Consider the following 22,112-nt stretch of genomic DNA (forward strand, 5'->3'; position numbering starts at 1 on the left):
TCCGGCCGCCACGGGCCCCGGGGGGGCGCACGCCCCCGGGGCCCGCCGGTGCGGCGACTGAACCGGCGAGGGCCGGCAATGCTCCCAACAGCGAGGCCGATCAGGGCGGTTTCCCCGATGATGGGGAACGGCGTCCGTCCGCTCACGGGTCCGGGTGCCGCCACATCGTCGTACACGGCGGCCGGTTCGGTGCTCCACCGCAACCGGACGTCCCGGGGGAGGTCCGCGATGGAGATGCCGGCGAGATCCACCGTCCGGCGGACGCGGGGCGCTGCTGCCCGGTCCGGCGCCGGGCTGATGCGACCGCCGCCGGACGCGGTGGCCCCGGGACCGTGTTTCACAGGAGGGGAGTTCGCCCATGACGAGCAGGCTGATCGTGAGTGTGCGCACGGACGCCGACGAGGCCGCCGTCCGTGCGACCGGGGTGGAGGTTCTCGCGCGCTATCCGGACTCGATGCTGGTGCGCGCGACCGGGGAGCAGACCGAGGCGACGCGACGGCTGGATGTCGAGGTCACCGCGCTGGAGGAGCGGCAGCCGGTGCTCGCGTCCGGGAACAGCTTTGTGTTCGAGGACGCGATGAGCGCTCAGGAGCTGAGTACGGTGGAGCCGCCGTCCGGGCGTACCGCCTACTATCTGCTGCGGCTGGCCGGTCCGCCCGCGCCCGGGTGGCTGCGGGAACTGCGGGCGGGCGGTGCGGTGATCCACGACAGCCTCACCGATTTCACCCTGCTGATCGGCGTACTGCCGGAGCGGGTCGCGGCGCTGGCGGCCCGGCCGTGGGTGGAGGCGGTCACTCCCTACCGGGCGGCGATGAAGGTGTCGCCGAAGGTGTACGCGGAGCCTCCGGCCGGCCTCGGGGCCGGGGAGCTGTCGAGCGTCACGGAGGCCGCCGAGCAGTTGCTCGAGGTGTCGGTCTTCCCCGGTGAGAGCGTGCAGGCGCTGGCGGCCGCCGTCCGCGCGGGGGGCGGAACCGTTCTGTCCACGACCGGCCGCAATGTGGTCGCGAGCGCGCGTCCGGCGGAACTCGCCGGTCTGCCCGCCGTGCAGGCGGTCCTGCCGTACGCGCTGCCGGAACTGCACAACGACCGGGCGCGGCTGATCCTGGAGGTCGAGAAGGACAACTCGGTCGGGGGGCTCCAGCTCACGGGCAGGGGCCAGATCGTGGCCATCGCCGACTCGGGCCTCGACACCGGCGACCCCGAGACCGTCCACCCCGATGTACGGGGCCGGGTGGCGGGCCTGGTGAGCTGGCCGGCCAAACTGTCCCTGGCCCCGTATGTGAACGACCCCCCGGGCCATGACGACGGTCCCGCCGACGCGCACTCGGGCCATGGCACCCATGTCACGGGCTCGGTCCTCGGCGACGGCAGCACGGCCCTCGCGGCGAAGGAGGAGACCGTGCCGACCGGGGTGGCACCGGAGGCACAGGTCTACTTCCAGGCCATCAGCCAGACCATGAAGTGGCGCAGTGCGGCGGAGATCGCGGCCGGGGGACTGCCTCCGCTCGGGGGTACCTGGCCGCCGGCCGAGGTGGGGCTGCACGGTCTGCCGACCGATCTGCTGCCGCTGTTCGAGCAGGCGTACCGGGCCGGGGCCCGTATCCACACCAACTCCTGGGGCTCCGCCGCCGCCGGGGTGTACACGGGCACCGCGCGCGCCGTGGACGCGTTCATGTGGCACAACCGGGACATGCTGATCCTGTTCTCGGCGGGCAACAGCGGTGAGGACCGCGACGGTGACGGGCTGATCGACCCGGATTCCGTGGGCGCGCCCGGCACGGCCAAGAACTGTCTGACGGTCGGCGCCGGTGAGAACGACCGTCCCGCCGGCTCGATCCCGGCACCGGGCAAGGACCAGCGCTGGGATCTGACCCGCCCGACGCTCGGCGGTGCGGGCCATGTCTCGGACGATGTGGACGCGATGGCCGCCTTCTCGTCACGCGGTCCGACGGACGACGGCCGTATCAAGCCGGATGTCGTCGCGCCCGGCACGAATGTGCTGTCCCTCCTGTCACGGAAGCTGCCCGACTCGGTCAACCCGCTGTGGGGCAGGCTCCCGTCCGGCCATCCGCTGGCCGACGCGTACTGCTGGGCCGGTGGCACCAGCATGGCCACCCCGCTGGTCGCCGGAGCAGCGGCACTGGTCCGCGAGCACCTGGTACGGGACCGGGGCCACCATCCGTCGTCGGCACTGCTCAAGGCCTTCCTGGTGAACGGCGCGGTGCCGATGAAGGGCGGTTACGAGGGTGAGATCCCGCCGGGTCCCAACAGTGTGAGCGGCTTCGGCCGGGTCGACGCGGCGCGCTCCGTGGGTGCGGACGAGCGCCAACGGGCCCGGTTCGCCGACAGCTGGGACGACGCCGTGTGCAGCGGTCAGACCCGGCGGTTCGAGGCCGAGGCCACGGAGCCCGGGGAGGAGCTGAGGGTCACCCTCGTCTGGACGGACGCGCCGTCGCAGGAGGGCAACGGGAAGCTCGTCAACGAGCTGTATCTCCAGGTGATCACCCCGGACGGGTGGCTGCTGGAGGGGGATGTGCACCCGTTCCCGAGGGCCGTCAACAACGTCCAGCAGGTGACGATCCCGGTGCCCGGTGAGGGTGTCCACGAGATCCGGGTCCGGGGTGTCTCGGTCACCGAACACGCGAGGCCCGGGGAGCCCGCGGGTGCGCCCAGGCAGGACTTCGCCCTGGTGGTGACGGGCAGCCGGGTGCTGGCGGGGGAGCAATGAGGCCGTACCCCGCGTAAGGCACGGTGCTCCGGGGCTGCCGCCCCGGGGTTCGAGGGCGGCCCGCGCGATCCGGGAGCGCGGCCCGCTCCTCCCTCTCTTCCACGGCTTCAGCGAAGAGGTCGTCCCCGGCCCGCCGACCGGCGCCGTATGCCCCCGCGCCCGCTGGCCGCGCCCGCCTCGGGGCTGACGGAGGCGAGCGCGGACCACGGCCACCGCCGGCGGGCGCGCGGCCCCATGCCGCCCGGCCCGCCGGGCAGGACGCCGTCGGGCCGCTCCCGGAGGAGGGTCGGCCGCGCCTCAGCCGGGCCGACCGGCCCGCATACGGCCGGGGCGTACCGTGTGCCGCCCTGGTGTCATCTGCGCCAGAAGAGGTGGTGCGTCACCCCGCTCGGGCTGGGCACGACGTCCAGGTGGAACCGGTCGAGCAGTTCATCGGGTGACTCCCAGAGCCGTACTCCGGAACCGAGCTTCACCGGCGAGACCGCCACATGCAGGGTGTCGACGAGACCGGCGTCCAGGAACTCGCGGATGACGCTCGCCCCGCCGCCGAGCCGGACGTCCTTGCCCCCGGCCGCCTCCCGCGCCCGTTCGAGGACCGCGGCCGGGTCGCCGCCGACGAAGTGGAACGTGGTGTCGGACAGCGTGAACGAAGGACGCTCGTGGTGGGTCATGACGAACACCGGGGTGTGGAACGGGGGCTCGTCACCCCACCAGCCCTGCCACTCATGGTCCTGCCAGGGCCCGCGCTGGGGCCCGAACTTGTTGCGGCCCATGATCTCGGCGCCGATGTTGTGCGAGAAGTCCCGTGTGAAGTAGTCGTCCAGGCCCCGGCTCCCCCCGGGGTCGGTACGCATGGGCCAGCTCGCCGTGGCCCCGGCCCAGGCGAACAGCCTCCCGGGATCGACATGACCGAACGGCCTCTCCAGCGTCTGGTCCTCACCGGCACCGATCCCGTCACTGGAGACATTGAAGTTCTGCACCCTCAGCAGCTGAGCCATCTGTTTCTCCCTTGCTGTCGACAACAGTGTGGGACTCCCCGGGCCGGGAGATCTCATCGCCGCGTCGGTGACCGGCCGGAGAATTCGGCGGTCCGAAGGGTGTCCCGTCAGTGATCCCGATGTGAGGCGGGCTCCCGGGCGGCGTCCTCACGGATCGGAGCCGCCCTGGAGCCCGTTCCCCCCGCCGAACCGGCGCGCCTTCGGGTCACCGGCTCTCCCCCTCCCGATCGGTCAGCCGGTGAAGGACTCGGGGCCGAAACGGCCCCACGCCACGAAGACGGCCAGGACGAGATAGACCAGGTCGCCCGCGATCGTCGCCCTCTCCCCTCGGCGGAGGCGCGCGAGCGCCGCGCCCGCGAACAGCATCACCAGACCGGTGGCGGCGAGCGGTACCAGAACCGGCGCGATGTCGAGCGCGGCGGGCAGGATCAGGCCCGCCGCGGCCAGGAGTTCAACGGCACCGATGGCCTTGAGGGCACCAGGGCTGAAGTCCTCCATCACGCGGGTGGAGGGGCCTATGCCGGCCAGCTTCTCCCTGGACACGAACATCTTGGCGCTGCCGGCGAGACAGGCGAGAGACAGCACTCCGGCGGTGATCCACAGCGCGAGGTTCATCATCGGCTCCTTGGTAAGGACGGTTCGCACCCCGTGGACGAGACAGCGCATCCGCCAGTGACATCGGTGCGCGTCGGCACCGGGTGAGGTGGGTCACACCTCTGCGTGTCACAGGGGGACGGGCCACCTCGTCCCAAGGAGTGAAGCCACTGACGGCCACCCCCGAGGAGCACACGATGGACGCGCGACTGAACTACCCCGCCAACCCGGCCGACAACGAGGTCTTCAAGAGCTTCATGTCGGCGGGCAGGGCGCTCAGGGACTCGCCGCTGCCGGCGTCGACACGGGAACTGGTCGCGCTCCGCGTGAGCCAGATCAACGGCTGCGCCGTCTGTGTCGACATGCACACCAAAGAGCTCGCCGCTGCCGGCGAGACCTCGGTGCGGCTGAACCTGGTGCCCGCGTGGCGGGACGCCCCGGTCTTCTCCGAGGCCGAGCGTGCCGCACTGGAACTGGCCGAGCAGGGAACCCGGGTCGCCGACGCGGGCGAAGGGGTCGGCGACGACGTCTGGGCGCGTGCCGCACACCACTACGACGAGGAGCAGCTCACCGCGCTGGCGGTCCTGGTGTCCTTCATGAACGCGGTGAACCGGCTGAACATCATCACCCGGCAGCCGGCCGGGGACTACCAAGTCGGGCAGCTCCACTGAACGGCAGCCGCCGCGGAGCCCGGTCCGGACCCGGCGCCGGGGCGGTTGCCCCGTCCCACCGGTGGACGGATGATCACCGGAAGGTGCCCGGGCCGGCGGGTACGGCCGGACGACAGGGCCTCAGGGAGGATTCGGCGTGAGCAAGGTCGAGGAGTTCGAGGAACTGCGGCCGCTGCTGTTCTCGATCGCCTACCGGATGCTGGGCAGCGTGGGTGAGGCCGAGGACGCGGTGCAGGAGACATGGCTGCGCTTCGACGGCACGGCGACCCGGCCCGCATCGGCCAAGGCCTATCTGTCCACCACGGTGACGCGGATCTCGATCGACGTACTGCGCTCCGCGCGGGTGCGGCGGGAGGAGTACCCGGGCCCGTGGTTCCCCGAACCGCTGCTCAGTGATCCGTATGAGGATCCGGCCCGCGCGGCGGAGCTGGCCGACTCGGTGTCGATGGCGGCGCTGCTCCTCCTGGAACGGCTCAGCCCGCTGGAACGGTCGGTGTTCGTGCTGCGGGAAGTGTTCGCCTTCGGGTTCGGCGACATCTCGGAGGCGGTGGGACGGTCGGAGGCCGCGTGCCGGCAACTGCTCGTACGGGCACGGCGGCACATGGACGCGGGACGGCCGCGGTTCGAGGCGGACCGCCGGGAGCGCCGGGAACTGGCGGCGCGGTTCTTCGCCGCGCTGAAGAACGGCGACGTGGACGCGCTGCGGGATCTGCTGGCCGCCGATGTCCAGGTCGTCGGGGACGGCGGCGGCAAGGCACCGCAGCTGGCCAGGGCCGTCATCGGAGCGGACAACGCGGCCCGGCTGCTCGGCGCCCTCTTTCCCCACATGGCCCGCGTCGATGTGACGTTCGAGCCGCACGAGGTCAACGGCCAGCCCGGCGCGGTCTTCCGCGACCGGGACGGAAAGGTGCTCAACATCCTGGCCCTCGATGTCCTCGACGGGCGGATCCAGACCATCCGCTCCGTGATCAATCCCGACAAGCTCGCCCACCTCGGGCCGGTCGCCGACGCCTGGGCCGTCGACCGCGAGGCGAAACAGGCCCGCGGCCGGAGGAAGTGACCGGTCGCGGTCCCGATCCCGATCCGGGATGAACGACGGCGGCGGAGGGCGCGGCCCGGCGACCGTGGCACGGTCGCCGGGCCGCTCTTGTCAATTGGCCACCATCAGGATCCGATCGAGGCTCCCTACGCGTCCATGAGCGGGATCAATTGCTCCTCCTCGTAGGCGAGATGGACGTCCAGTTCGGCCGCGAGCCGGTCCACCTCCGGCAGTACGGCCAGGGGCCCGGCCCCGGAGGTCACGATCCGCTGGAGTTCGTCGAGGATCGCGGCGACCTTCCGGTGTTCGCTGTCCAGCCGTGCGAGGACCGGGGCGTGTTCGGGGAAGCGCTCCCGGATCATGGGGAAGACGGAGCTGTCCTCTCCCTGGTGGTGGTGGCGCAGTCCCTCGCACAGGGTCAGACAGTTCACCCTGAGCTGGGCTCCCAGTGCCGTGGCCGTCCGCCCGGATCCGGATACCGCGGACCCGGATGCGGCGGCTCCGGATGCCGATGCGGCGATCTCCTCACGGATCAGCGCGACTTCACGGCGCAGCGCGCCATGGATACGGGTGAGGTACGCACCGAACGTCGTGGCGCCGGGGATGGTCGGCGGGCCCTCCGCGATCTCCTCCAGGGCGACCACGGGGATCACCCGGGTGGTCCTGGACTGGTACTCGCCCAATCCCGCGTCGAACTCGACGGCACGGGCGAAGGCGTCGTCCCGCTCCTTTCCCTCCAGGACCACGGCCCGGGCGTCGTACACGAACACGCCGTCCTCGACGGTGACGCGGGGCTCGGCACGCAGATTGTGGTACCAGGCGGGGTGCCGCGGCGCGCCGCCGGCCGAGGCGATGACGAGCACCCGGTCTCCGTCGGGAAGACGGCCGAGGGGAGTGGTGTACCGGGCTTTCGACCGTATGCCGGTGGTGGTCAGCAGAAGCAGCCGGGTCCCTTCGAAGGGGCCCCCGACCGTGCCTCCGTTGGCTCGGAACTCATCGATGATCCGCTGGTTGAAATCGTTCGGCATTCTCTGCTCTCTTCGTCGCTTCTCTGTCGGCTGTCGGGGCCGTGGAGGCCGTTCGGGCATACCGGGGAGCCGTCCGGCTCACGGGCGGAAGCACTCGGTCCGAGACGATGTAAGTGCTGAAGCCGTTGGGCAGCCCGAAGGGGCGCGTTCCCGCCTTCGAACGGCGGGGTACGCGGACGTCATCGCGCACAGTGCGCGGAAGGTGGGGAGGAGGGGAAGAGAAAGGCGGGGCTCGCGCCCGCCCCGGACTCACTCCGGAGCCGGGAACCCAACGCGCTTCTGGCCCAAGGCCGACCCGGCAGTCACATGGACGACCCTACCCGGGGAAGGGGCGGCTCGGCCATGCGTTCGGCAAGACGGAGGCGTTATCACCCGGTGTCAGCCGGAGCGGCACATGCTCCGCTCTCGGCGGGAGGCATCGCAGCTCAGGCACGTCGAGGCGGCCACGGCCGGCGAGACGGGCCGTCCCCGGCCGGCAGCCGCTCCGCCTATCATCCGGCGATGAACCGAGTCCAAGCCCAGCATGATGCCGTCACCGCCGGCGACCCCGACGCCCTCACCCGGCTCTTCGCCGACGGCGGTGACCCCGCCGCGAGCTTCGACGACTTGCCGGTGGTCCTGGAGGCGGCCGGTACCGGAAGAGTCGAGTTGGTCCGTCCGTTCCTGGACGCCGGGCTCCCGGTCGACCCGGAGTGGCCCGATGACAGACGCGGGACGACGCCGCTCATGTACGCGGTGTCCGTCGGCAGCCTTCCGCTGACGGAGTTCCTGATCGCCCGGGGCGCGGACGTCAACCGGAGCGAACAGGGTGATTTCGAGACGAACACGGTGCTGACCGGGGCGTTCGATGCGCCGGACCCTCTGCCCGTGGTGTCGGTGTTGCTGCGGGCGGGGGCCGACCCGAGCCTGCCGCGCCCGGACGGCTGGACACCGCTGATGCTGGCTTCCCACGATGGGAGGATCGACGTCACACGAGCACTGGTGGAGGCCGGCGCGGACGTGTCGGCGTCCAAGGACGACGGTACGAACACCGCGATCAGCCTCGCCGAGCACTGGCAACACGACGACATCGTCCGATTTCTGCGCGACCACGGAGCCACCGACCCGGCCGAGGCGTGCGCCGAGCGACTGGCCGCCCTGGTATCCGATATCTCGGGTTGGCTCGCTGAGCACGCCCGCCCCGCGTACCGGTCGGTGGTCGCCGCCGGTGGTCCGGCGGATCCGGCTGAGGTGGCCGAACTCGAAGCCGCGGTCGGAGCACGTCTCCCGGCTGACTTCCATGCCTACCTGCGGCTGTTCGGGCGCTCCGGCGGACTGGACATTTTCGAGTACGAGGGCCTTTCGGTCAAAGGGATACTGAGTACCTGGCGGGGCCTCAGCGATCTCCACAGCCAGGGCACGTTCAACGACCGGACTCCCCACGGGATGCTGCCGGGAGAGGATGACATGCAGGCTGTCTGGTGGCATCCCGGCTGGGTACCGTTCGCCTCCGACGGCGGGGGCAACCTGTACTGCATCGACCTCGCGCCGCCCCGGCCCGGCGCCCGTGGCCAGGTGATCGAGTGGGAGATCCAGGCCGGCCCCTACGGTCCACGTGCCTCGTCGTTCGAGGAGTACCTCCAGGACTACCGCGACAAGCTGTTGAGCGGCCGGTACGTCTACGACGAGTACAGCGGTACCTACGACTGGGAGTAGCACGTCCCGTATGCCCGGGCGCGTGTGCGCCGGCGTTCGTTGGACAGCCCCCCGGCTCTCCGCTCAGCCGAAGTGGCCCAGCAGGGCGTCGAGCACGGCCTTCGGCCGTTCCACGTTCGCCAGATGCGCCGCTCGGGGCAGTTCGAGGAGCTGGGCGTCACGGATGCCGTCGGCGAGCGCGCGGGCGTGCGCCGGTGGTGTGGCCCGGTCGTCCCGGCCCGCGACGACCAGCGTCGGCGCGGTGATCCGGACCAGGTCGCCGCGGAGGTCGGCACCGGCCAGGATCTCGCAGCAGGCCGCGTACGCCTCGGGGTCGGCGGCCAGCTGATCGGCGGTCAGGGCGGCGACCGCCGGATCGCCGGAGGCCGCGAAGGACGGGGTGAACCAGCGGTCCGGGGCGCTCTCTGCGAGCGGGCCCGTGCCCCGTGTGCGTACCAGCTCGGCCCGTTCCCGCCAGGGGCCCGGCACGCCGAAGCGGGCGGAGGTGCACAGGAGGGCCAGTGAAGTGACCCGGCCGGGGTGGTGCGCGGCCAGATGGGTGCCGACCGCGCCGCCGAGGGAGACACCCGCGTACGCGAAGGACTCATGGCCCAGCGAGCCGGCGAGGTCCAGCACCAGCCGGACGAGTCCGGCGAGGGTGGTGGGGTGCGGGGTGGCGGGTGAACCGCCGTGGCCGGGCAGGTCCCAGCGGACCACACGGTGGTGGCGCGCGAGCGCGGCGGCCTGGCGGTCCCAGACCGCGAGCGAGGTACCCAGGGAGGGGCCGAGGTAGAGGGGCGGCCCGTCGAGGGGGCCTTCGGCGCGGTGGTGCAGGGGCATGGGTTCACCGCTCCAGAACGAGGGCGAGCCCCTGCCCGACGCCGATGCACAGGGCGGCGATGCCGGTTCCGGAGCCCGCCGCGGCGAGCTGGTGGGCGACGGCGCCGGTGATCCGCGCGCCCGACGCGCCGAGCGGATGGCCGATCGCGGTCGCTCCGCCGCGCGGGTTGACGATCGCCGGATCGAGTCCGGGCCACTGGCCGAGGCAGGCGAGGGCCTGGGCGGCGAACGCCTCGTTGAGTTCGAAGGTGAGCAGATCGCCGGTGTCGCGTCCGGCCTTCCTGAGCGCGCGGCGGACGGCTTCGACGGGTCCCTCGCCGAAGTACTGCGGCTCGATTCCGGTCACGGCGGTGGTACCGATCCGGGCGAGCGGCTCACGTCCGGTGGCGCGCAGCCCGTCCTCGTCGGTGAGCAGCAGGGCGGCGGCACCGTCGTTCAGGGGCGAGGAGTTGCCCGCGGTGACGGTTCCGTTCTGCCGGAAGACGGGCTTCAGCCGGGCGAGGGCCTCCAGCGAGGTGTTGTCCCGGATGCACTCGTCGCGGGCCGGGTCGACTCCGTCGACGGGCACGGCCTCGGCGTCGTACAGCCCGGCCTCCCAGGCGCGGGCGGCCTTGAGGTGGCTGTCGAGGGCGAAGGCGTCCTGGGCCTCGCGTCCGATGCCGTGGCGCTCCGCGACGATCTCGGCGCCCTCGCCGAGGGCGACGGTCCACTCCTTCGGCATCCGGGGGTTGACCATGCGCCAGCCGAGGGTGGTGGAGAACATCTCCTGATGGCCGGTGGGGAAGGCGCGCCCGGGCTTGGGCACCACCCAGGGCGCGCGGCTCATCGACTCGACACCGCCCGCGACGGCGATCGAGGCGTCGCCGACGGCGATGGCGCGGGCCGCCTGGACGACCGCCTCCATGCCGGAGCCGCAGAGCCGGTTGACGGTGGTGCCGGGGACGGTGACGGGGAGCCCGGCGAGCAGGACGGCCATGCGCGCGACATCGCGGTTCTCCTCGCCCGCGCCGTTGGCGTTGCCGAAGAAGACGTCGTCGACCCGGGCGGGGTCGAGGGCGGGCGTACGGGAGACGAGGGCGCCGAGCACCGAGGCGGCGAGGTCGTCGGGCCGTACGCCGGACAGGGCGCCGCCGTACCGGCCGACGGGCGTGCGGACGGCGTCGACGACGTAGACGTCCTTGAGGCGGTCGGTCATGTCAGGCTCCTTGCGCGGCGGGAACAGGCACGGGGACGTGTACGGGCGCGGCCGTCCTGGCACGTACGTCCTCGGGGGTGACTCCGGGCGCGGTCTCGGCGAGCACGAGTCCGTCGCCGGTGATGTCGAGGACGGCGAGGTCGGTGATGACGCGGTGGACACAGGCGGTGCCGGTGAGCGGGAGGGTGCACTCGGCGACGATCTTCGGGGCGCCGTCCTTGGCGGTGTGGGTGGTCAGGACGATCACCCGGCGGACTCCGTGGACCAGGTCCATGGCGCCTCCCATTCCCTTGACCAGTCTGCCGGGTACGGACCAGTTGGCGAGGTCCCCGCCGGCGGAGACCTGCATGGCGCCGAGGATCGCGGTGTCGATGTGTCCACCGCGGATCATGCCGAAGGAGAGCGAGGAGTCGAAGTACGCCGCTCCGGGCCGTACGGTGACGGTCTCCTTGCCCGCGTTGATGAGGTCCGGGTCCACCTCGTCCTCGGCCGGGTAGGGGCCGACGCCCAGGATGCCGTTCTCCGACTGGAGCACCACGTCGACCCCCTCGCGGAGGAAGGCGGGGACCAGTGTGGGCAGTCCGATACCGAGGTTGACGTAGGAGCCGTCGGTCAGTTCGGCGGCGGCGCGGGCCGCCATCTCCTCTCGTGTCCAGGGCATCAGACGGTCACCGTTCCGTTCACGGCCGGGGCGGCGCCTGCCGTCGCGGCGCGTACCGTCCGCTTCTCGATCTGCTTGTCCGCGGCCTGCGCGGGGGTGAGGACGACCAGGCGCTGGACGAACACCCCGGGCAGATGCACGGTGTCCGGGTCGAGTTCGCCGGGTTCGACGAGTTCCTCGACCTCGGCGACGGTGATCCGGCCCGCCATCGCGGCCAGGGGGTTGAAGTTGCGGGACGCCTTGGTGAAGACGAGGTTACCGAGGCGGTCGCCCTTCGCGGCCCGTACGAGCGCGAAGTCGGTGGTGATGGCGTGCTCCAGGACATGGTCGAGTCCGCCGAACGCCCGGATCTCCTTGGGCGGGCTCAGCACCGGCTCCGCGCCGTAGCGTCGGGGCAGGCCGCCGTCCGCGACCTGGTGCCGACGCCCGCCGGGGTGTAGAAGGCGGGGATACCGCAGCCGCCGGCGCGCAGCCGCTCGGCCAGGGTGCCCTGGGGCACGAGTTCGACCTCCAGCTCACCGGCGAGGTACTGGCGGGCGAACTCCTTGTTCTCCCCGATGTACGAGCCGGTGACCCGGGCGATACGGCCCGCGGCGAGCAGGGTGCCGAGTCCGGCGCCGTCGACCCCGCAGTTGTTGGAGACCACATGGAATCCTCCGGTCCCGCGGGCGAACAGCGCCTCGATCAGTGTGCCGGGCACCCCGCTCAGCCCGAATCCGCCGACGGCGAGGGAGGCTCCGTCCCCGATGTCGGCCACCGCGTCGGCGGCGCTCGCCCTGACCTTGTCCATGGAGAGATTCCTCTTGTTCGTCAGATGAACTACAGTTCATTTATATGCCCGGAGTGTGCGTTCAACGGCCACGTATTGTCAACGGGCGCCGGAGCGCACACCACCTCATGAGCCGTACGGAGGGCCGATGGCCGCCTTGACACCCACCGACGACACGGCGCCCCCCGAGGCCGTGGGACCGCTGACGCGCGGTCTCACCGTGCTGCGTGTCATCACCGACGCCGGCGGCCGGGCGGCCGTCGGCGATCTCGTACGTGCCACGGGGCTCGCCCGCTCCACCGTCGACCGGATCACGGCCACGCTGGCCCTGATGGGCCATCTGCGGCTGGAGGGGCACACCGCCGTGCTCGCACCCCGGCTGATGGAGCTGGGGAACGCCTATCTGGCCGCGATCCGCCTCCCGGGCCTGCTGGGGCCGGAGGCGGAGCGGCTCGCGGACGAGCTGGACGAGTCGGTGTCCCTGGCGGTGCCCGACGGTGACGGGATCCGCCTCGTCCACCAGACCACCCGCCGGCGCGCCATGTCGCTCACCTTCCGTATCGGCGATCCGCTGCCCGCCGAACGCACCGCGCAGGGGACGGTGTTCGCCGCCGGGTGGGACGCGGACGCGTGGGAGCGGTGGCGGGCGCGGCGCGGCCGGGCCGTCTCCCCCGGGCCTCCGCCGCCCGCCACCGGGCCCGGGGAGCCCTCGTTCGAGGAGCGCGCGGCGGAGGCTGCCGGGCGGGGCTGGGCCCTCGACGACCAGCTGCTCGAACCGGGCCTGATCACCCTCGCCCTGCCGGTGCGCGGCCCGGACGGCACGGTGGTCTGCGCGCTCGGCGTCGTCAGCCACACCAGCCGCCACAGCGCCGGCTCCCTGCGCGAGGCCCTGCTGCCCCGGGCGCGTGCGGCCGTGGCGGAGATGGAGCGGCGGCTGGCCGAGCCGCCGCCGCCCGCGCCGGAGCCCCCCGGGGGCCTCGCGGACTGGACCGACGCCTCGAAGCGGGAGCTGGGAGCGGGGTTCCTGGAGTCGCTGGCCCGGGGGCTCACCGTGATCACCGCCTTCGGCGAGGGGCGCGCGGAGCTCAACCTCACCGCCGTCGCCGGGGCCACCGGGCTCGCCCGCGCCACCGCCCGCCGGGCCCTGATCACCCTGGAGCACCTGGGGTACGCGGAGTCACGGGGCCGCGAATTCCGCCTCACCCCGGCGGTGCTGGGCCTCGGCTGTCCGCCCCTGTCACGTCTGACGCTCTCCGAGATCGCCTCGCCCCATCTGGCCGCGCTCACCGAGCGGGTGCGCGACTCGGCGTCGCTGGCCGTGCTGGACGGCGACGCGATCCAGTACACGGCACGCGTCGCGACCACCCGCATCATGAACGTCGACATCCGGATCGGGACCAGATTCCCGGCGTACGCGGCGTCCATGGGCCGGGTCCTGCTGGCCGGGCTCCCCGCCGCCGAGCGCGCCCGGCTGCTCGCCCGCAGCGAACGGCGCGCGCTGACGCCGAGGACCGTCACCTCCGTACCCGAGCTGGAGCAGATCGTCGACCGGGTCGCGCGGGAGGGGTACGCCCTGGTCGACGAGGAACTGGAGGAGGGGCTCCGCTCACTCGCCGTTCCCGTGCGCGATCTCGGGGGACGGACGGTCGCCTCGGTCAACGTCGGTATGCACAGCAGCAGGCGGACGCTGGAGCAGTGCCTCACGGAGGTGCTGCCCGAACTGCGGTCGACGGCCGCGGCGATCGAGGCGGAGCTTCATATCGCCGGTCGCTTCACCGGGATCCCCCCGGTGTGAGGGCACCGCGTCCCGCCGGGCCTCCCCCGGCCGCCGGTGGACGGACCACGCTTCCCGGCCGGATGCCCGGGACCCGGTGGGCAAGGCGCGAGGGCCCCGTACTCCCCGCCGGTACCGCTGGGCACGGGAGCCGGTGCACGCGACCGGGCCGCCGCACCGGGAACGGGCGGCACGGGTCAGTCGCCGAGCTCATGACGGGCGCTCACGAGGGCGGGCGGTTCGGCGGTGCGGCCGGAGAGCCGGGCTCCGGGCCTGGCGCGTACCTGTACGGCTGGCACCGGCGGGCCCGCCCCGCCTACGGCGGAGGCCAGTCGTCCACTCCGCCCCCGCGCCATTCGATCAGGTCCCCGTCGAGGAGGTCGATCACCTCGTCCCGGGACCCCAGGCCCCTGCGCAGCAGCTCGGCCAGTTCTCCGCGGCCGTGGGCGAGTCCGGCGATCCGGCCGTTGATGGTCACCCTGCGGCCACCGCCGGGCGACGGCGGGTGGACGATGACCGGCGGGTGCGGGGGCATGCCTCCACCGTGCCCCGGGACGCGGCCGGACGCATCCCCGGCGACGGGGAACCCCCGGGAAGCCCCCGGGGGAACCGAGGCATGGCGCAATCGTGTCTGCGCTGGGGAGAGAAGGTGGGCTACCGTGCGGCACGACCGCGCACGGTAGGGGGACACACCGAGGGGGCGGGATGAACGCGTGGGCGGTGCCCGGATACACGGAGTCCCGGGAGCTGGGTTCGGGTGGCAGCGGACGGGTCGTTCTGGCCGTCCACGACGCGACCGGCGTTCCGGTGGCGGTCAAGTATCTGAGCGGGAGACTGCGGTCGGACGCCGCGTTCGTCCGGGAGTTCAGGGCCGAGGCGCGTCTGCTGGGCGCACTCCACTCACCGTACGTCGTGGGCCTGTACGAGTATGTGGAGGCACCGGACGGCGCCGCCATCGTCATGGAACTGGTCGACGGCGTCGCGCTGCGCGCACTGCTCCGGCAGGAGGGCGCCACCGGCCCCGAGGCCGCCCTGGTGGTCCTCAAGGGATCACTGCTGGGCCTGGCCGCCGCACACCGGTCGGGGGTGGTGCACCGCGACTACAAGCCGGAGAACGTGCTGGTCGCGGCGGACGGCTCGTCGAAGCTGGTCGACTTCGGGATCGCCGCGGGACGCGGCACCACACCCGGCGTCGCGGGCACCCCCGCGTATATGGCGCCCGAGCAGTGGAGCGGGGAGCCCGCCTCCCCGTCGGCCGATGTGTACGCGGCGACGGCGACGTTCTTCGAGTGCCTGACCGGACGCAAGCCGTACACCGGGGAGAACGTCGCCGAGCTGGCTCTCCAGCACATCGACGCCCCGGTCCCCCACGAGCAGGCGCCCGAGCCGGTGCGCCCGCTGATCAGGCGCGGGCTGGCGAAGTCGCCCGGCGAGCGCCCCGCGAACGCGGCGGTCTTCGTGGCGGAGCTGGAGGAGATCGCCCGCTCGGCGTACGGGCCCGACTGGGAGGAGCGCGGGCAGCGGAAGCTCGCCGCGCTCGCGGCCCTGCTGCCGCTGCTGTTCCCCTCGGCCGCGAGCCGGGCGGCCGGGACGACGGACACGGCGACCACGGCGCTCGGCGGCGGCTGGAGCGACATCTGGAGCCCGGGCCTGCGGGGCGCGCTGACCGCTGTGGCCGCGCTGGTCGTCGCCGCGCTGGTGGCCCTCGGCACGGGCGTCGGCCAGGGCGGTTCGACCCGGACGAGCGCGCAGAGCGTCGCGACGACCACCGCGGACCCCCACGCGCGGCTGCCACGGATGCCCGGAGGGCCGTCGGAGGGGGCCGCCCCCTCGGCCCCCTCCCCATCAGCTCCCCCCGTCCCGTCCCCGTCGGACAGTACGGCGACGGATCCCGCCACTCCCCCGCCCGCGCCGAGCACGTCCGGGCCGGCGGTGACGACCGGCCCGACGGCATCACCGGCCTCGCCGGAACCGAGCACACCCCCATCAGCGCCGGCGAGGGTGCGGGCCGTGTCCGTCTCGGCTCCGGAGGTGACCGGCAGGACGGCGACCGCGTCGGTCACGGTCACCACGGACGGGACCGGTCCCGTGAACGTGCTGGTCACCTGGTACGCGAGCCGTGTCGAAGGAGAACCGGGCACCCAGAGCGGCTCGTACGACTACCGGCGCGAGGGGGCGACGAGCTACACCTTCCCGGTCTCCCACACCTACCGGGAGCCCTCCGAGTGCCACCGGACCGTGCGGGCCGCGACGGAACCGGCCGCCGCGAACGGGAGCTCGACCCAGCAGTTCTCCGCATGCGTGATCACATGAACGATCCCCGGGTCCCCTACCGCCGCGATCACGATCACGAGGGCCGGGACCACCGGTTGGACGACGACCCGGCGGGGCGGCTCTCCGGCGACGCGCCCGGGGAGGCCGTGCCCGGGGCGACCCTCGCCGGGGAGACCTCAGCCGCACTCCCCGCCCCCGGGAACGACGGCTACAGTGCGACGGCGCTCGGAAGCCACTGGTTCGAGAGGCCGGGCACGCGCAAGGCCCCGGGGGAGACGGCACCGGCGGCGGACGGGCCTCGCGCCGGACCGCCCGAGGCCGCACCCGACCGGGTCGAGGGCGAGGTCCTGCGCTTCGGCCCCGGGGTGACGGCGCTCGGCCACCGCGGCCGGGCACCCCACCACACCACCGCGGAGATCTGGCACGGCACCCTGGCCGGCCACCCCGGCGGTCCCGGGCCGCACCGGCGCCGCCGCGGGCTGCGCCGGTACACCCTGGCCGCCGTGGTGCTGGCCGCCGTGACCGCCTTTCTGCTCTGGCAGCGTCACGGCCCCGGTATCGCCGTGGAGCGGGTGGCCGTCACCACCACCGTCGGCGAACTGGGGTGCGACAGCACGGCGGACATCGTGGGTGTGGTGGACACCGACGGGCGGCCCGGCACCCTCGTCTACCGCTGGCTGCGCAGTGACGGCACCACCTCGGGGCGCCTGCGGGAGCGGCTGAGGCGGGGCCAGACGCAGACGCGGCTGCATCTGCTGTGGACCTTCCGGGGCGAGGGACTCTCGTCCGCGAGCGCCCGGCTGGAGATCATCTCCCCGTCGCCGCACCGGGCCACCACCCGCTTCACCTACCGGTGCGGCCAAGCGTCCAGCGGCTGAGCGTCCCCTGAGATCCGGCGGGGCCGGGTGCCCGCCACGGCCAGAGGGCCGTCCGGATGCCCTTCCCGGACGAACCCGGACGGTCCCGGCCAGATCCGGACGGCCGGGATCCGGCGATCCGGAGCCGCACGGCCCGGCGACCGTCCCCGTCGCCTACGCTGTGTCCCGACGGACAGTCCGCACGGACGGTCCCGCGGCCGGACGGACGGTCCCGGGAGCAGGCGACAAGGGGGGACCGGTGCACCAGCGCGTACGTCTCCTCGCGGCGACCGCCCTCCCGTCCCTGCTGCTCGGTGTGTGGGTCACCCTGCTGGCGCTCGTGGGCGCGGCCCCGGCATCCGGCGGTGCCTCGTCCGCCGGGCCCGTCGCCGTGACCCCGGCCTCCCCGGCCCGCGCCGAGGGCCCGCAGCGCGGCACCGCCTCCGTACGGAACGAGGCCCGGCGCACCCCGGTCACCGCCGTCCACGAGGCGGTGGCCACCGACGCGGGCAGCCGTCCCCCGACCGCGCCGCCGCTGCCCGCGGGGGCCGTGGACTTCGCGTACGAACGGACCCTGCTGCGCGGCGAGGTGGTGGGCCCCCGGCAGGAGCGGGCACCGCCCCACCGCCCGTACGGCCCCCGCAGCACCCGCGCACCCCCCTCCACCCGGAGCAGCTGACGTTCCAGGCGTCCGCCGTACCGGTCTCCGGCATGCCCGGGGACCGTCGTGGCGGCGGCGCTCTCAGCCCCCGTGTGCCGCGCGCCGTCGCGCCGCACGACCTCCGTGTCCCACGGACGCCCCGCGTCCGTGTGCTGCCCGTGGAGTACTCATGTCTTCTCGTGCCACGATCTGGCGCGCGCTCGCCGCGCTCGCCGTCGTCGCCGTATCGCTGTACATCGCCCTGACCACCACACCGCGCCTCGGGCTCGATCTGAAGGGCGGCACCCGTATCGTCCTGGAGACCCGGGACACGCCCACCGTGAAGGCCGACGCGGCGGCCACCGACCGCGCGCTGGAGGTCCTGCGCCAGCGGGTGGACGCGCTCGGGGTGGCCGAGCCGTCGCTCGCCCGCTCGGGCGACAACCGGATCGTCGTCGAACTGCCCGGTGTACAGGACCCGCGCAAGGCCGCCGAGGTCATCGGCAAGACGGCCCAGCTCACCTTCCACCCCGTACAGCAGGCCACGGCGGGCCCTCGGAGCGCGCCCGCGGCGGACGGCTCCCGGGTGCTGCCCGACCCCGACGCGCCGGGGAGTTTCCTCCGGCTCGGGCCGCCCGCGCTGACCGGGGACGGCGTCAAGGACGCCGAGGCGACCTTCGACGGCCAGACGGGCCGCGGCTGGACGGTCGATCTGTCCTTCCGGGGCGACGCGGGCAAGGACTGGGCCCGGATCACCGGCGAGGCGGCCTGTGCCGCGCCCGGCGACCCCGCGCGCCGGGTCGCGATCGTGCTCGACGACAAGATCGTGTCGGCGCCCGGCATGGAGCAGTCGGTTCCGTGCAAGGCCGGTATCACCGGAGGCTCGGCGCAGATCACCGGTGGGTTCGACAGTGCGGACGCGCGTGATCTGGCGGCGCTGGTCAAGGGCGGCGCGCTGCCGGTCCCGGTGACCGCCGTCGAGCAGAGCACCGTGGGCCCGACCCTGGGCGCGGACGCGATCAAGGCCAGTGCGCTGGCCGCCGTCATCGGCCTGGTCTGCACCGGGCTGTTCATCATCGCCGTCTACCGGCTGCTGGGCCTGCTCGCCACGATCGCGCTCGCGCTGTACGGACTGATCTCGTACGCGGCCGTCATCGCGCTCGACGCGACCCTGACCCTCCCGGGGCTCGCGGGCTTCGTCCTCGCCATCGGTATCGCCGTCGACGCGAATGTGCTGGTCTTCGAACGGGCGCGGGAGGAGTACGTACGGCCGACCACCCGTACCCCCGATCTGCGCCGGCCGCTGCGGACCGGGTTCAGCAAGGCGTGGAGCGCGATCACCGACTCCCATGTGACAACGCTGCTCGCGGCCGGTCTGCTGTTCGTCTTCGCGATCGGGCCGGTCAAGGGCTTCGGTGTGACGCTCGCCATCGGTGTGCTGGCGTCGCTGATCTCGGCGATGGTGATCACCCGTCTGCTCGCGGACTGGGCGGTACGGCGCTCCTGGGTCACCAGGCGGCCGTCGGTCACGGGCATCACCTCCAAGGGCCGGCTGCGGACCCGGCTGGAGAAGCACCCGCCCCGGCTGATGCGCCATCGCAGGCGCTGGCTCGCGGTCTGCGGAGGGCTGCTGCTGTTCGCGCTCGCGGGCATCGGGGTGCGCGGACTGGAGTTCGGCGTCGAGTTCACGGGCGGGCGGGTGATGCAGTACGCCACCGAGCGGACCGTCGACGCGGACACCGCCCGCCAGGCCGTCGCCGACGCCGGATTCCCGCGCGCCGTCGTGCAGACCTCGGGTGAGGACGGGATCACGGTACGGACCGGTGAGGTGAGCAACCAGGAGCAGGAGGAGATCCGCGCGGCGCTGGGCAAGGTCGCGGGCGAGGCGACCGTGGAGCGGGACGAGCTGATCGGGCCGAGTCTCGGCAGCGAGCTGCGTACCCAGGCGCTGATCGCGCTCGGGGTCGCGGTGGCCGCACAGCTCGCGTATCTCACGATCCGGTTCCGCTGGACGTTCGCGGCCTCCGCGGTCGCGGCGATGGTGCAGGACGTGCTACTGGTGGTGGGCCTGTTCGCCTGGCTCGGCAAGCCGGTGGACAGTGTGTTCCTCGCGGCTCTGCTGACCGTGGTCGGCTACTCGGTCAATGACACCGTGGTCGTTCTCGACCGGCTGCGGGAGCTGCGGCGGGCCTCGCCGCGCGGGGCCTGGCCCGAACTCGCGGACAAGGCGGTCGCCCAGACCCTGCCGCGTACCGTCAATACGGGCATGGGCGCGCTGTTCGTACTGATCGCGCTCGCCGTGCTCGGCGGGGACTCGCTGACCGACTTCTCCATCGCGCTGCTGGCGGGTGTGGTCGTGGGTATCGCGTCGACGGTGTTCACGGCGATGCCGCTGACGGTGATGCTCCAGATCCGGCGGCCCGAGAAGCCCGCCGCCCGGCCCGCGCGGGCGGTCAAGCGCGACAAGTCCGGCGCGGTGGTGTGAGAGAGGTGGTTCGGGGAGTGTCCGGGCCGGTGTCGTACGACGCCGGCCCGGACCGGGCTCGCACCGGCCCGCGGCCGTCGTCCGGGGCGGAGGCTACCCGGTGACCGCGAAGGAGAGTTCGGGCCGGTCCCATGCCACGACGGGCGGGTCGGCCAGGACCGTGCCGGTCCGCCGGGCGCCCACACTGCGGTAGAAGCCCTCGGCAGGCGGGTGCGAGACGACACGCACCGAGGTGAGCCCGCCGCGGCGGGCCTCGCCGAGCATATGGGCGATCAGCCGGCGGCCCAGGCCGCGGCCCTGCGCCGGGTCCGCGACGAACATCAGATCCAGCTCGGGCGGGGTCAGCAGCAGGGCGTAGAACCCGAGGAGGGCACCGTCCGCTGCGACGGCCATATGGACCGGGTGGGCCTCGATGTAGTCCGGACCCACCGTGCACCCGCTGACGACCGAGGCGTACCGGCCCTCGTAGGCACGCGAGCCGCGCACCATGGCGGTGAGCCGCCTGGCGTCACGGGCGGTCGCGCGCACGATCCGGACACCGTCCCCGGGCGTCGCCGGATCGCGGTCCGTCATAGGTGAAGTCATGTAGAGAGTATTACATGTACCGTGCGCGCACCGGACTCGCCGCCGCCCGGCGCACACCGCCGGACGGCGGCCCTACGCGTCGGTGAACAGGCAGAAGGGGTGGCCCGCGGGATCGAGCAGCACCCGGACGTCGTCGTGGAACTGGACGTCCGCCTCCCGTGCGCCGAGGGCGACGGCATGGCGGACCGCGGGCTCCAGTTCGTCGACGCGGATGTCGAGGTGGAGCATCTTGCGCTGGGCGCCCGGCTCTTCGGGCCATCGCGGCGGCTCGTACCACTCCTCGCCCTGGACGGCGATCCCGACCCCGCCGGCGGGGTCGCGGAGCAGAACCCAGTCGGGTTCCTGCGCCGTGAACTCCCAGCCGAGCAGCCGCCGGTAGAAGCCGGCGAGGGCGTGGGCGTCACGGCAGTCGAGCACCACGGTGGCGAGCGTGAACCGAGGTGTACCGGTCACAGCGCCTCCTTCACGGTCACGGGAGGAACCGCCCCCGGGGCCGGGCAGGACCGGAGCGCGCCCAGGCCGCCGGGCACCGGTGGCCGAGGGCGTTGACACGGTCCCTGGGGAGGGAGAGTTCCTCGGGTCGTACGAGGTGAGGGTACGGGGCGTCGCGGTGGCGCACCGGATCCCGGATCCTCCGGTCAGGCGGGTCCGGCCGGTGTTCCCTGGTGGAAGTACAGGCGCCAGCCGTCCGCCGTCTCGCGCCACAGGGAGCTGCGGAGGACCCGGCGGCCACCCGTTTCGGACACATAGGTGACATGGACGAGTCCGGGTGCCACCAGGGCGCCGGTCAGCCCGGTGACCCGTACGGCCGGGGCCGGTTCGCCGTCCCGGCCGTCCGGTGCGACCGCCTCGTGCACCGACGTACGGTCCCACCGTCTCCCCGACGAGCCGAACTCGAAGAACTCGGCGTCCAGCAGCGCGAGGACCGCCCGGGGATCGGCGCGCACCCGGGGGTCGAGCAGCGCGAGCTCTCCCGCCCCGGCGGCCTCGACCGCCCTTCTCGTATGGTCGTCCATCGCGCCAGAATCACCCGACAGACGAACGGCTGTCCAACGCGTATCCGGTTCGGGTGAGCGATTCATCGGAGCAGTACGAGTGTCATTGGCACATGCCCCTTCCGCTGAGGCGGTCCGACAGGGTACACAAGTGCTGATCATCACCAGAACACACGCGCTAACCCGCGCCTATGGCATATGCCTGGGGCACCACCTTGTCGAGTGTTGCCAAATGGCTTACGAGCTGTCGCTCCCTGTGCCAGAGTCGTAACGGTCCATTGCTCGCAGCGCGTTCCAGACCTGGC

At 73.0% G+C, this 22,112-nt stretch carries 19 protein-coding genes and 1 pseudogene; 9 read left to right on the forward strand and 11 right to left on the reverse strand.

The features are described from left to right. Positions 1-358 precede the first annotated feature (358 nt). Entirely contained in the window at positions 359-2,728 is a 2,370-nt protein-coding gene (locus tag ACIBCM_RS08185; protein ID WP_399241134.1) for a S8 family serine peptidase, read from the forward strand. Between the two features lie 353 nt (positions 2,729-3,081). Here the strand turns inward: ACIBCM_RS08185 and ACIBCM_RS08190 are convergent, their stop codons facing one another. Then, on the reverse strand, positions 3,082-3,726 hold the full coding sequence (locus ACIBCM_RS08190; RefSeq protein WP_399241135.1) for a dihydrofolate reductase family protein: 645 nt from the start codon (positions 3,724-3,726) through the stop codon (positions 3,082-3,084). 231 nt (positions 3,727-3,957) lie between these two features. Then, the gene (locus ACIBCM_RS08195) at positions 3,958-4,341 is read right to left on the reverse strand and encodes a DoxX family protein (protein ID WP_399241280.1); all 384 of its coding nucleotides are present in this window, start codon (positions 4,339-4,341) and stop codon (positions 3,958-3,960) included. A 176-nt stretch (positions 4,342-4,517) separates the two neighbouring features. Between ACIBCM_RS08195 and ACIBCM_RS08200 the strand changes: the two genes are divergently transcribed. Together ACIBCM_RS08200 and ACIBCM_RS08205 are read left to right on the forward strand one after the other, a co-directional pair. Then, on the forward strand, positions 4,518-4,991 hold the full coding sequence (locus ACIBCM_RS08200; RefSeq protein WP_399241136.1) for a carboxymuconolactone decarboxylase family protein: 474 nt from the start codon (positions 4,518-4,520) through the stop codon (positions 4,989-4,991). A 136-nt stretch (positions 4,992-5,127) separates the two neighbouring features. Beyond that, positions 5,128-6,051, forward strand: a complete 924-nt coding sequence (locus tag ACIBCM_RS08205; RefSeq protein WP_399241137.1) for an RNA polymerase sigma-70 factor — start codon at positions 5,128-5,130, stop codon at positions 6,049-6,051. 125 nt (positions 6,052-6,176) lie between these two features. On the opposite strand, the gene ACIBCM_RS08210 is transcribed toward ACIBCM_RS08205, so the two are convergent. Continuing rightward, positions 6,177-7,058: a nitroreductase/quinone reductase family protein gene (locus ACIBCM_RS08210; RefSeq protein WP_399241138.1), complete on the reverse strand. Its 882-nt coding sequence runs from the start codon at positions 7,056-7,058 to the stop codon at positions 6,177-6,179. Positions 7,059-7,559: 501 nt separating this feature from the next. Between ACIBCM_RS08210 and ACIBCM_RS08215 the strand changes: the two genes are divergently transcribed. Then, positions 7,560-8,753: an ankyrin repeat domain-containing protein gene (locus ACIBCM_RS08215; protein ID WP_399241139.1), complete on the forward strand. Its 1,194-nt coding sequence runs from the start codon at positions 7,560-7,562 to the stop codon at positions 8,751-8,753. 63 nt (positions 8,754-8,816) lie between these two features. Here the strand turns inward: ACIBCM_RS08215 and ACIBCM_RS08220 are convergent, their stop codons facing one another. The 4 genes and pseudogenes from ACIBCM_RS08220 to ACIBCM_RS08235 form a co-directional block, all read right to left on the reverse strand. Then, entirely contained in the window at positions 8,817-9,572 is a 756-nt protein-coding gene (locus ACIBCM_RS08220; RefSeq protein WP_399241140.1) for an alpha/beta fold hydrolase, read from the reverse strand. A 4-nt stretch (positions 9,573-9,576) separates the two neighbouring features. Continuing rightward, the gene (locus ACIBCM_RS08225) at positions 9,577-10,767 is read right to left on the reverse strand and encodes a thiolase family protein (protein ID WP_399241141.1); all 1,191 of its coding nucleotides are present in this window, start codon (positions 10,765-10,767) and stop codon (positions 9,577-9,579) included. 1 nt (position 10,768) lies between these two features. Further along, positions 10,769-11,428 carry a 3-oxoacid CoA-transferase subunit B gene (locus tag ACIBCM_RS08230; RefSeq protein WP_399241142.1) on the reverse strand — a complete coding sequence of 220 codons (660 nt, stop codon included), beginning with the start codon at positions 11,426-11,428 and terminating at the stop codon, positions 10,769-10,771. Further along, positions 11,428-12,218 (reverse strand): annotated as a pseudogene (locus tag ACIBCM_RS08235) (CoA transferase subunit A). The gene ACIBCM_RS08230 and the pseudogene ACIBCM_RS08235 overlap by 1 nt, the downstream one beginning before the upstream one ends. A 127-nt stretch (positions 12,219-12,345) precedes the next feature. Between ACIBCM_RS08235 and ACIBCM_RS08240 the strand changes: the two are divergent. Continuing rightward, positions 12,346-13,992: an IclR family transcriptional regulator C-terminal domain-containing protein gene (locus ACIBCM_RS08240; RefSeq protein ID WP_399241143.1), complete on the forward strand. Its 1,647-nt coding sequence runs from the start codon at positions 12,346-12,348 to the stop codon at positions 13,990-13,992. 295 nt (positions 13,993-14,287) lie between these two features. Here ACIBCM_RS08240 and ACIBCM_RS08245 read toward each other — a convergent pair whose 3' ends face one another. After that, positions 14,288-14,506, reverse strand: coding sequence for a hypothetical protein (locus ACIBCM_RS08245; RefSeq protein ID WP_399241144.1), 219 nt, complete (start codon positions 14,504-14,506; stop codon positions 14,288-14,290). 170 nt (positions 14,507-14,676) lie between these two features. Here ACIBCM_RS08245 and ACIBCM_RS08250 point away from each other — a divergent pair, with 170 nt between their 5' ends. The 4 genes from ACIBCM_RS08250 (at position 14,677) to secD (ending at position 20,227) form a co-directional block, all read left to right on the forward strand. Then, on the forward strand, positions 14,677-16,284 hold the full coding sequence (locus tag ACIBCM_RS08250; protein WP_399241145.1) for a serine/threonine-protein kinase: 1,608 nt from the start codon (positions 14,677-14,679) through the stop codon (positions 16,282-16,284). Continuing rightward, positions 16,269-17,123, forward strand: a complete 855-nt coding sequence (locus ACIBCM_RS08255) for a hypothetical protein (protein ID WP_399241146.1) — start codon at positions 16,269-16,271, stop codon at positions 17,121-17,123. Before ACIBCM_RS08250 ends, ACIBCM_RS08255 begins: the two co-directional genes overlap by 16 nt. Before the next feature lie 238 nt (positions 17,124-17,361). Continuing rightward, entirely contained in the window at positions 17,362-17,781 is a 420-nt protein-coding gene (locus tag ACIBCM_RS08260) for a hypothetical protein (protein ID WP_399241147.1), read from the forward strand. A gap of 151 nt (positions 17,782-17,932) precedes the next feature. Continuing rightward, positions 17,933-20,227 (forward strand): protein translocase subunit SecD, encoded by a 2,295-nt coding sequence (gene secD, locus ACIBCM_RS08265; protein WP_399241148.1) that lies wholly within the window; start codon positions 17,933-17,935, stop codon positions 20,225-20,227. Positions 20,228-20,320: 93 nt separating this feature from the next. On the opposite strand, the gene ACIBCM_RS08270 is transcribed toward secD, so the two are convergent. The 3 genes from ACIBCM_RS08270 to ACIBCM_RS08280 form a co-directional block, all read right to left on the reverse strand. After that, entirely contained in the window at positions 20,321-20,812 is a 492-nt protein-coding gene (locus ACIBCM_RS08270) for a GNAT family N-acetyltransferase (protein ID WP_399241149.1), read from the reverse strand. Positions 20,813-20,884: 72 nt separating this feature from the next. Further along, on the reverse strand, positions 20,885-21,265 hold the full coding sequence (locus ACIBCM_RS08275; RefSeq protein ID WP_399241150.1) for a VOC family protein: 381 nt from the start codon (positions 21,263-21,265) through the stop codon (positions 20,885-20,887). Positions 21,266-21,450: 185 nt separating this feature from the next. Further along, a complete protein-coding gene (locus tag ACIBCM_RS08280; RefSeq protein WP_399241151.1) occupies positions 21,451-21,828 on the reverse strand; it encodes a DUF4440 domain-containing protein in 378 nt (125 codons plus the stop codon). Positions 21,829-22,112: the final 284 nt, after the last annotated feature.

The sequence above is a fragment of the Streptomyces sp. NPDC051018 genome, assembly GCF_044456085.1.
In the GTDB taxonomy this organism is placed as follows: Bacteria; Actinomycetota; Actinomycetes; order Streptomycetales; family Streptomycetaceae; genus Streptomyces.

Excerpts from the sequence above, each read along its gene's own strand:
- ACIBCM_RS08185 (WP_399241134.1), top strand. The coding sequence starts at position 359 with ATGACGAGCAGGCTGATCGTGAGTGTGCGCACGGACGCCGACGAGGCC.
- ACIBCM_RS08190 (WP_399241135.1), bottom strand. The coding sequence starts at position 3,726 with ATGGCTCAGCTGCTGAGGGTGCAGAACTTCAATGTCTCCAGTGACGGG.
- ACIBCM_RS08195 (WP_399241280.1), bottom strand. The coding sequence starts at position 4,341 with ATGAACCTCGCGCTGTGGATCACCGCCGGAGTGCTGTCTCTCGCCTGT.
- ACIBCM_RS08200 (WP_399241136.1), top strand. The coding sequence starts at position 4,518 with ATGGACGCGCGACTGAACTACCCCGCCAACCCGGCCGACAACGAGGTC.
- ACIBCM_RS08210 (WP_399241138.1), bottom strand. The coding sequence starts at position 7,058 with ATGCCGAACGATTTCAACCAGCGGATCATCGATGAGTTCCGAGCCAAC.
- ACIBCM_RS08215 (WP_399241139.1), top strand. The coding sequence starts at position 7,560 with ATGAACCGAGTCCAAGCCCAGCATGATGCCGTCACCGCCGGCGACCCC.
- ACIBCM_RS08220 (WP_399241140.1), bottom strand. The coding sequence starts at position 9,572 with ATGCCCCTGCACCACCGCGCCGAAGGCCCCCTCGACGGGCCGCCCCTC.
- ACIBCM_RS08225 (WP_399241141.1), bottom strand. The coding sequence starts at position 10,767 with ATGACCGACCGCCTCAAGGACGTCTACGTCGTCGACGCCGTCCGCACG.
- ACIBCM_RS08230 (WP_399241142.1), bottom strand. The coding sequence starts at position 11,428 with ATGCCCTGGACACGAGAGGAGATGGCGGCCCGCGCCGCCGCCGAACTG.
- ACIBCM_RS08240 (WP_399241143.1), top strand. The coding sequence starts at position 12,346 with ATGGCCGCCTTGACACCCACCGACGACACGGCGCCCCCCGAGGCCGTG.
- ACIBCM_RS08245 (WP_399241144.1), bottom strand. The coding sequence starts at position 14,506 with ATGCCCCCGCACCCGCCGGTCATCGTCCACCCGCCGTCGCCCGGCGGT.
- ACIBCM_RS08250 (WP_399241145.1), top strand. The coding sequence starts at position 14,677 with ATGAACGCGTGGGCGGTGCCCGGATACACGGAGTCCCGGGAGCTGGGT.
- ACIBCM_RS08255 (WP_399241146.1), top strand. The coding sequence starts at position 16,269 with ATGCGTGATCACATGAACGATCCCCGGGTCCCCTACCGCCGCGATCAC.
- secD (WP_399241148.1), top strand. The coding sequence starts at position 17,933 with ATGTCTTCTCGTGCCACGATCTGGCGCGCGCTCGCCGCGCTCGCCGTC.
- ACIBCM_RS08270 (WP_399241149.1), bottom strand. The coding sequence starts at position 20,812 with ATGACTTCACCTATGACGGACCGCGATCCGGCGACGCCCGGGGACGGT.
- ACIBCM_RS08280 (WP_399241151.1), bottom strand. The coding sequence starts at position 21,828 with ATGGACGACCATACGAGAAGGGCGGTCGAGGCCGCCGGGGCGGGAGAG.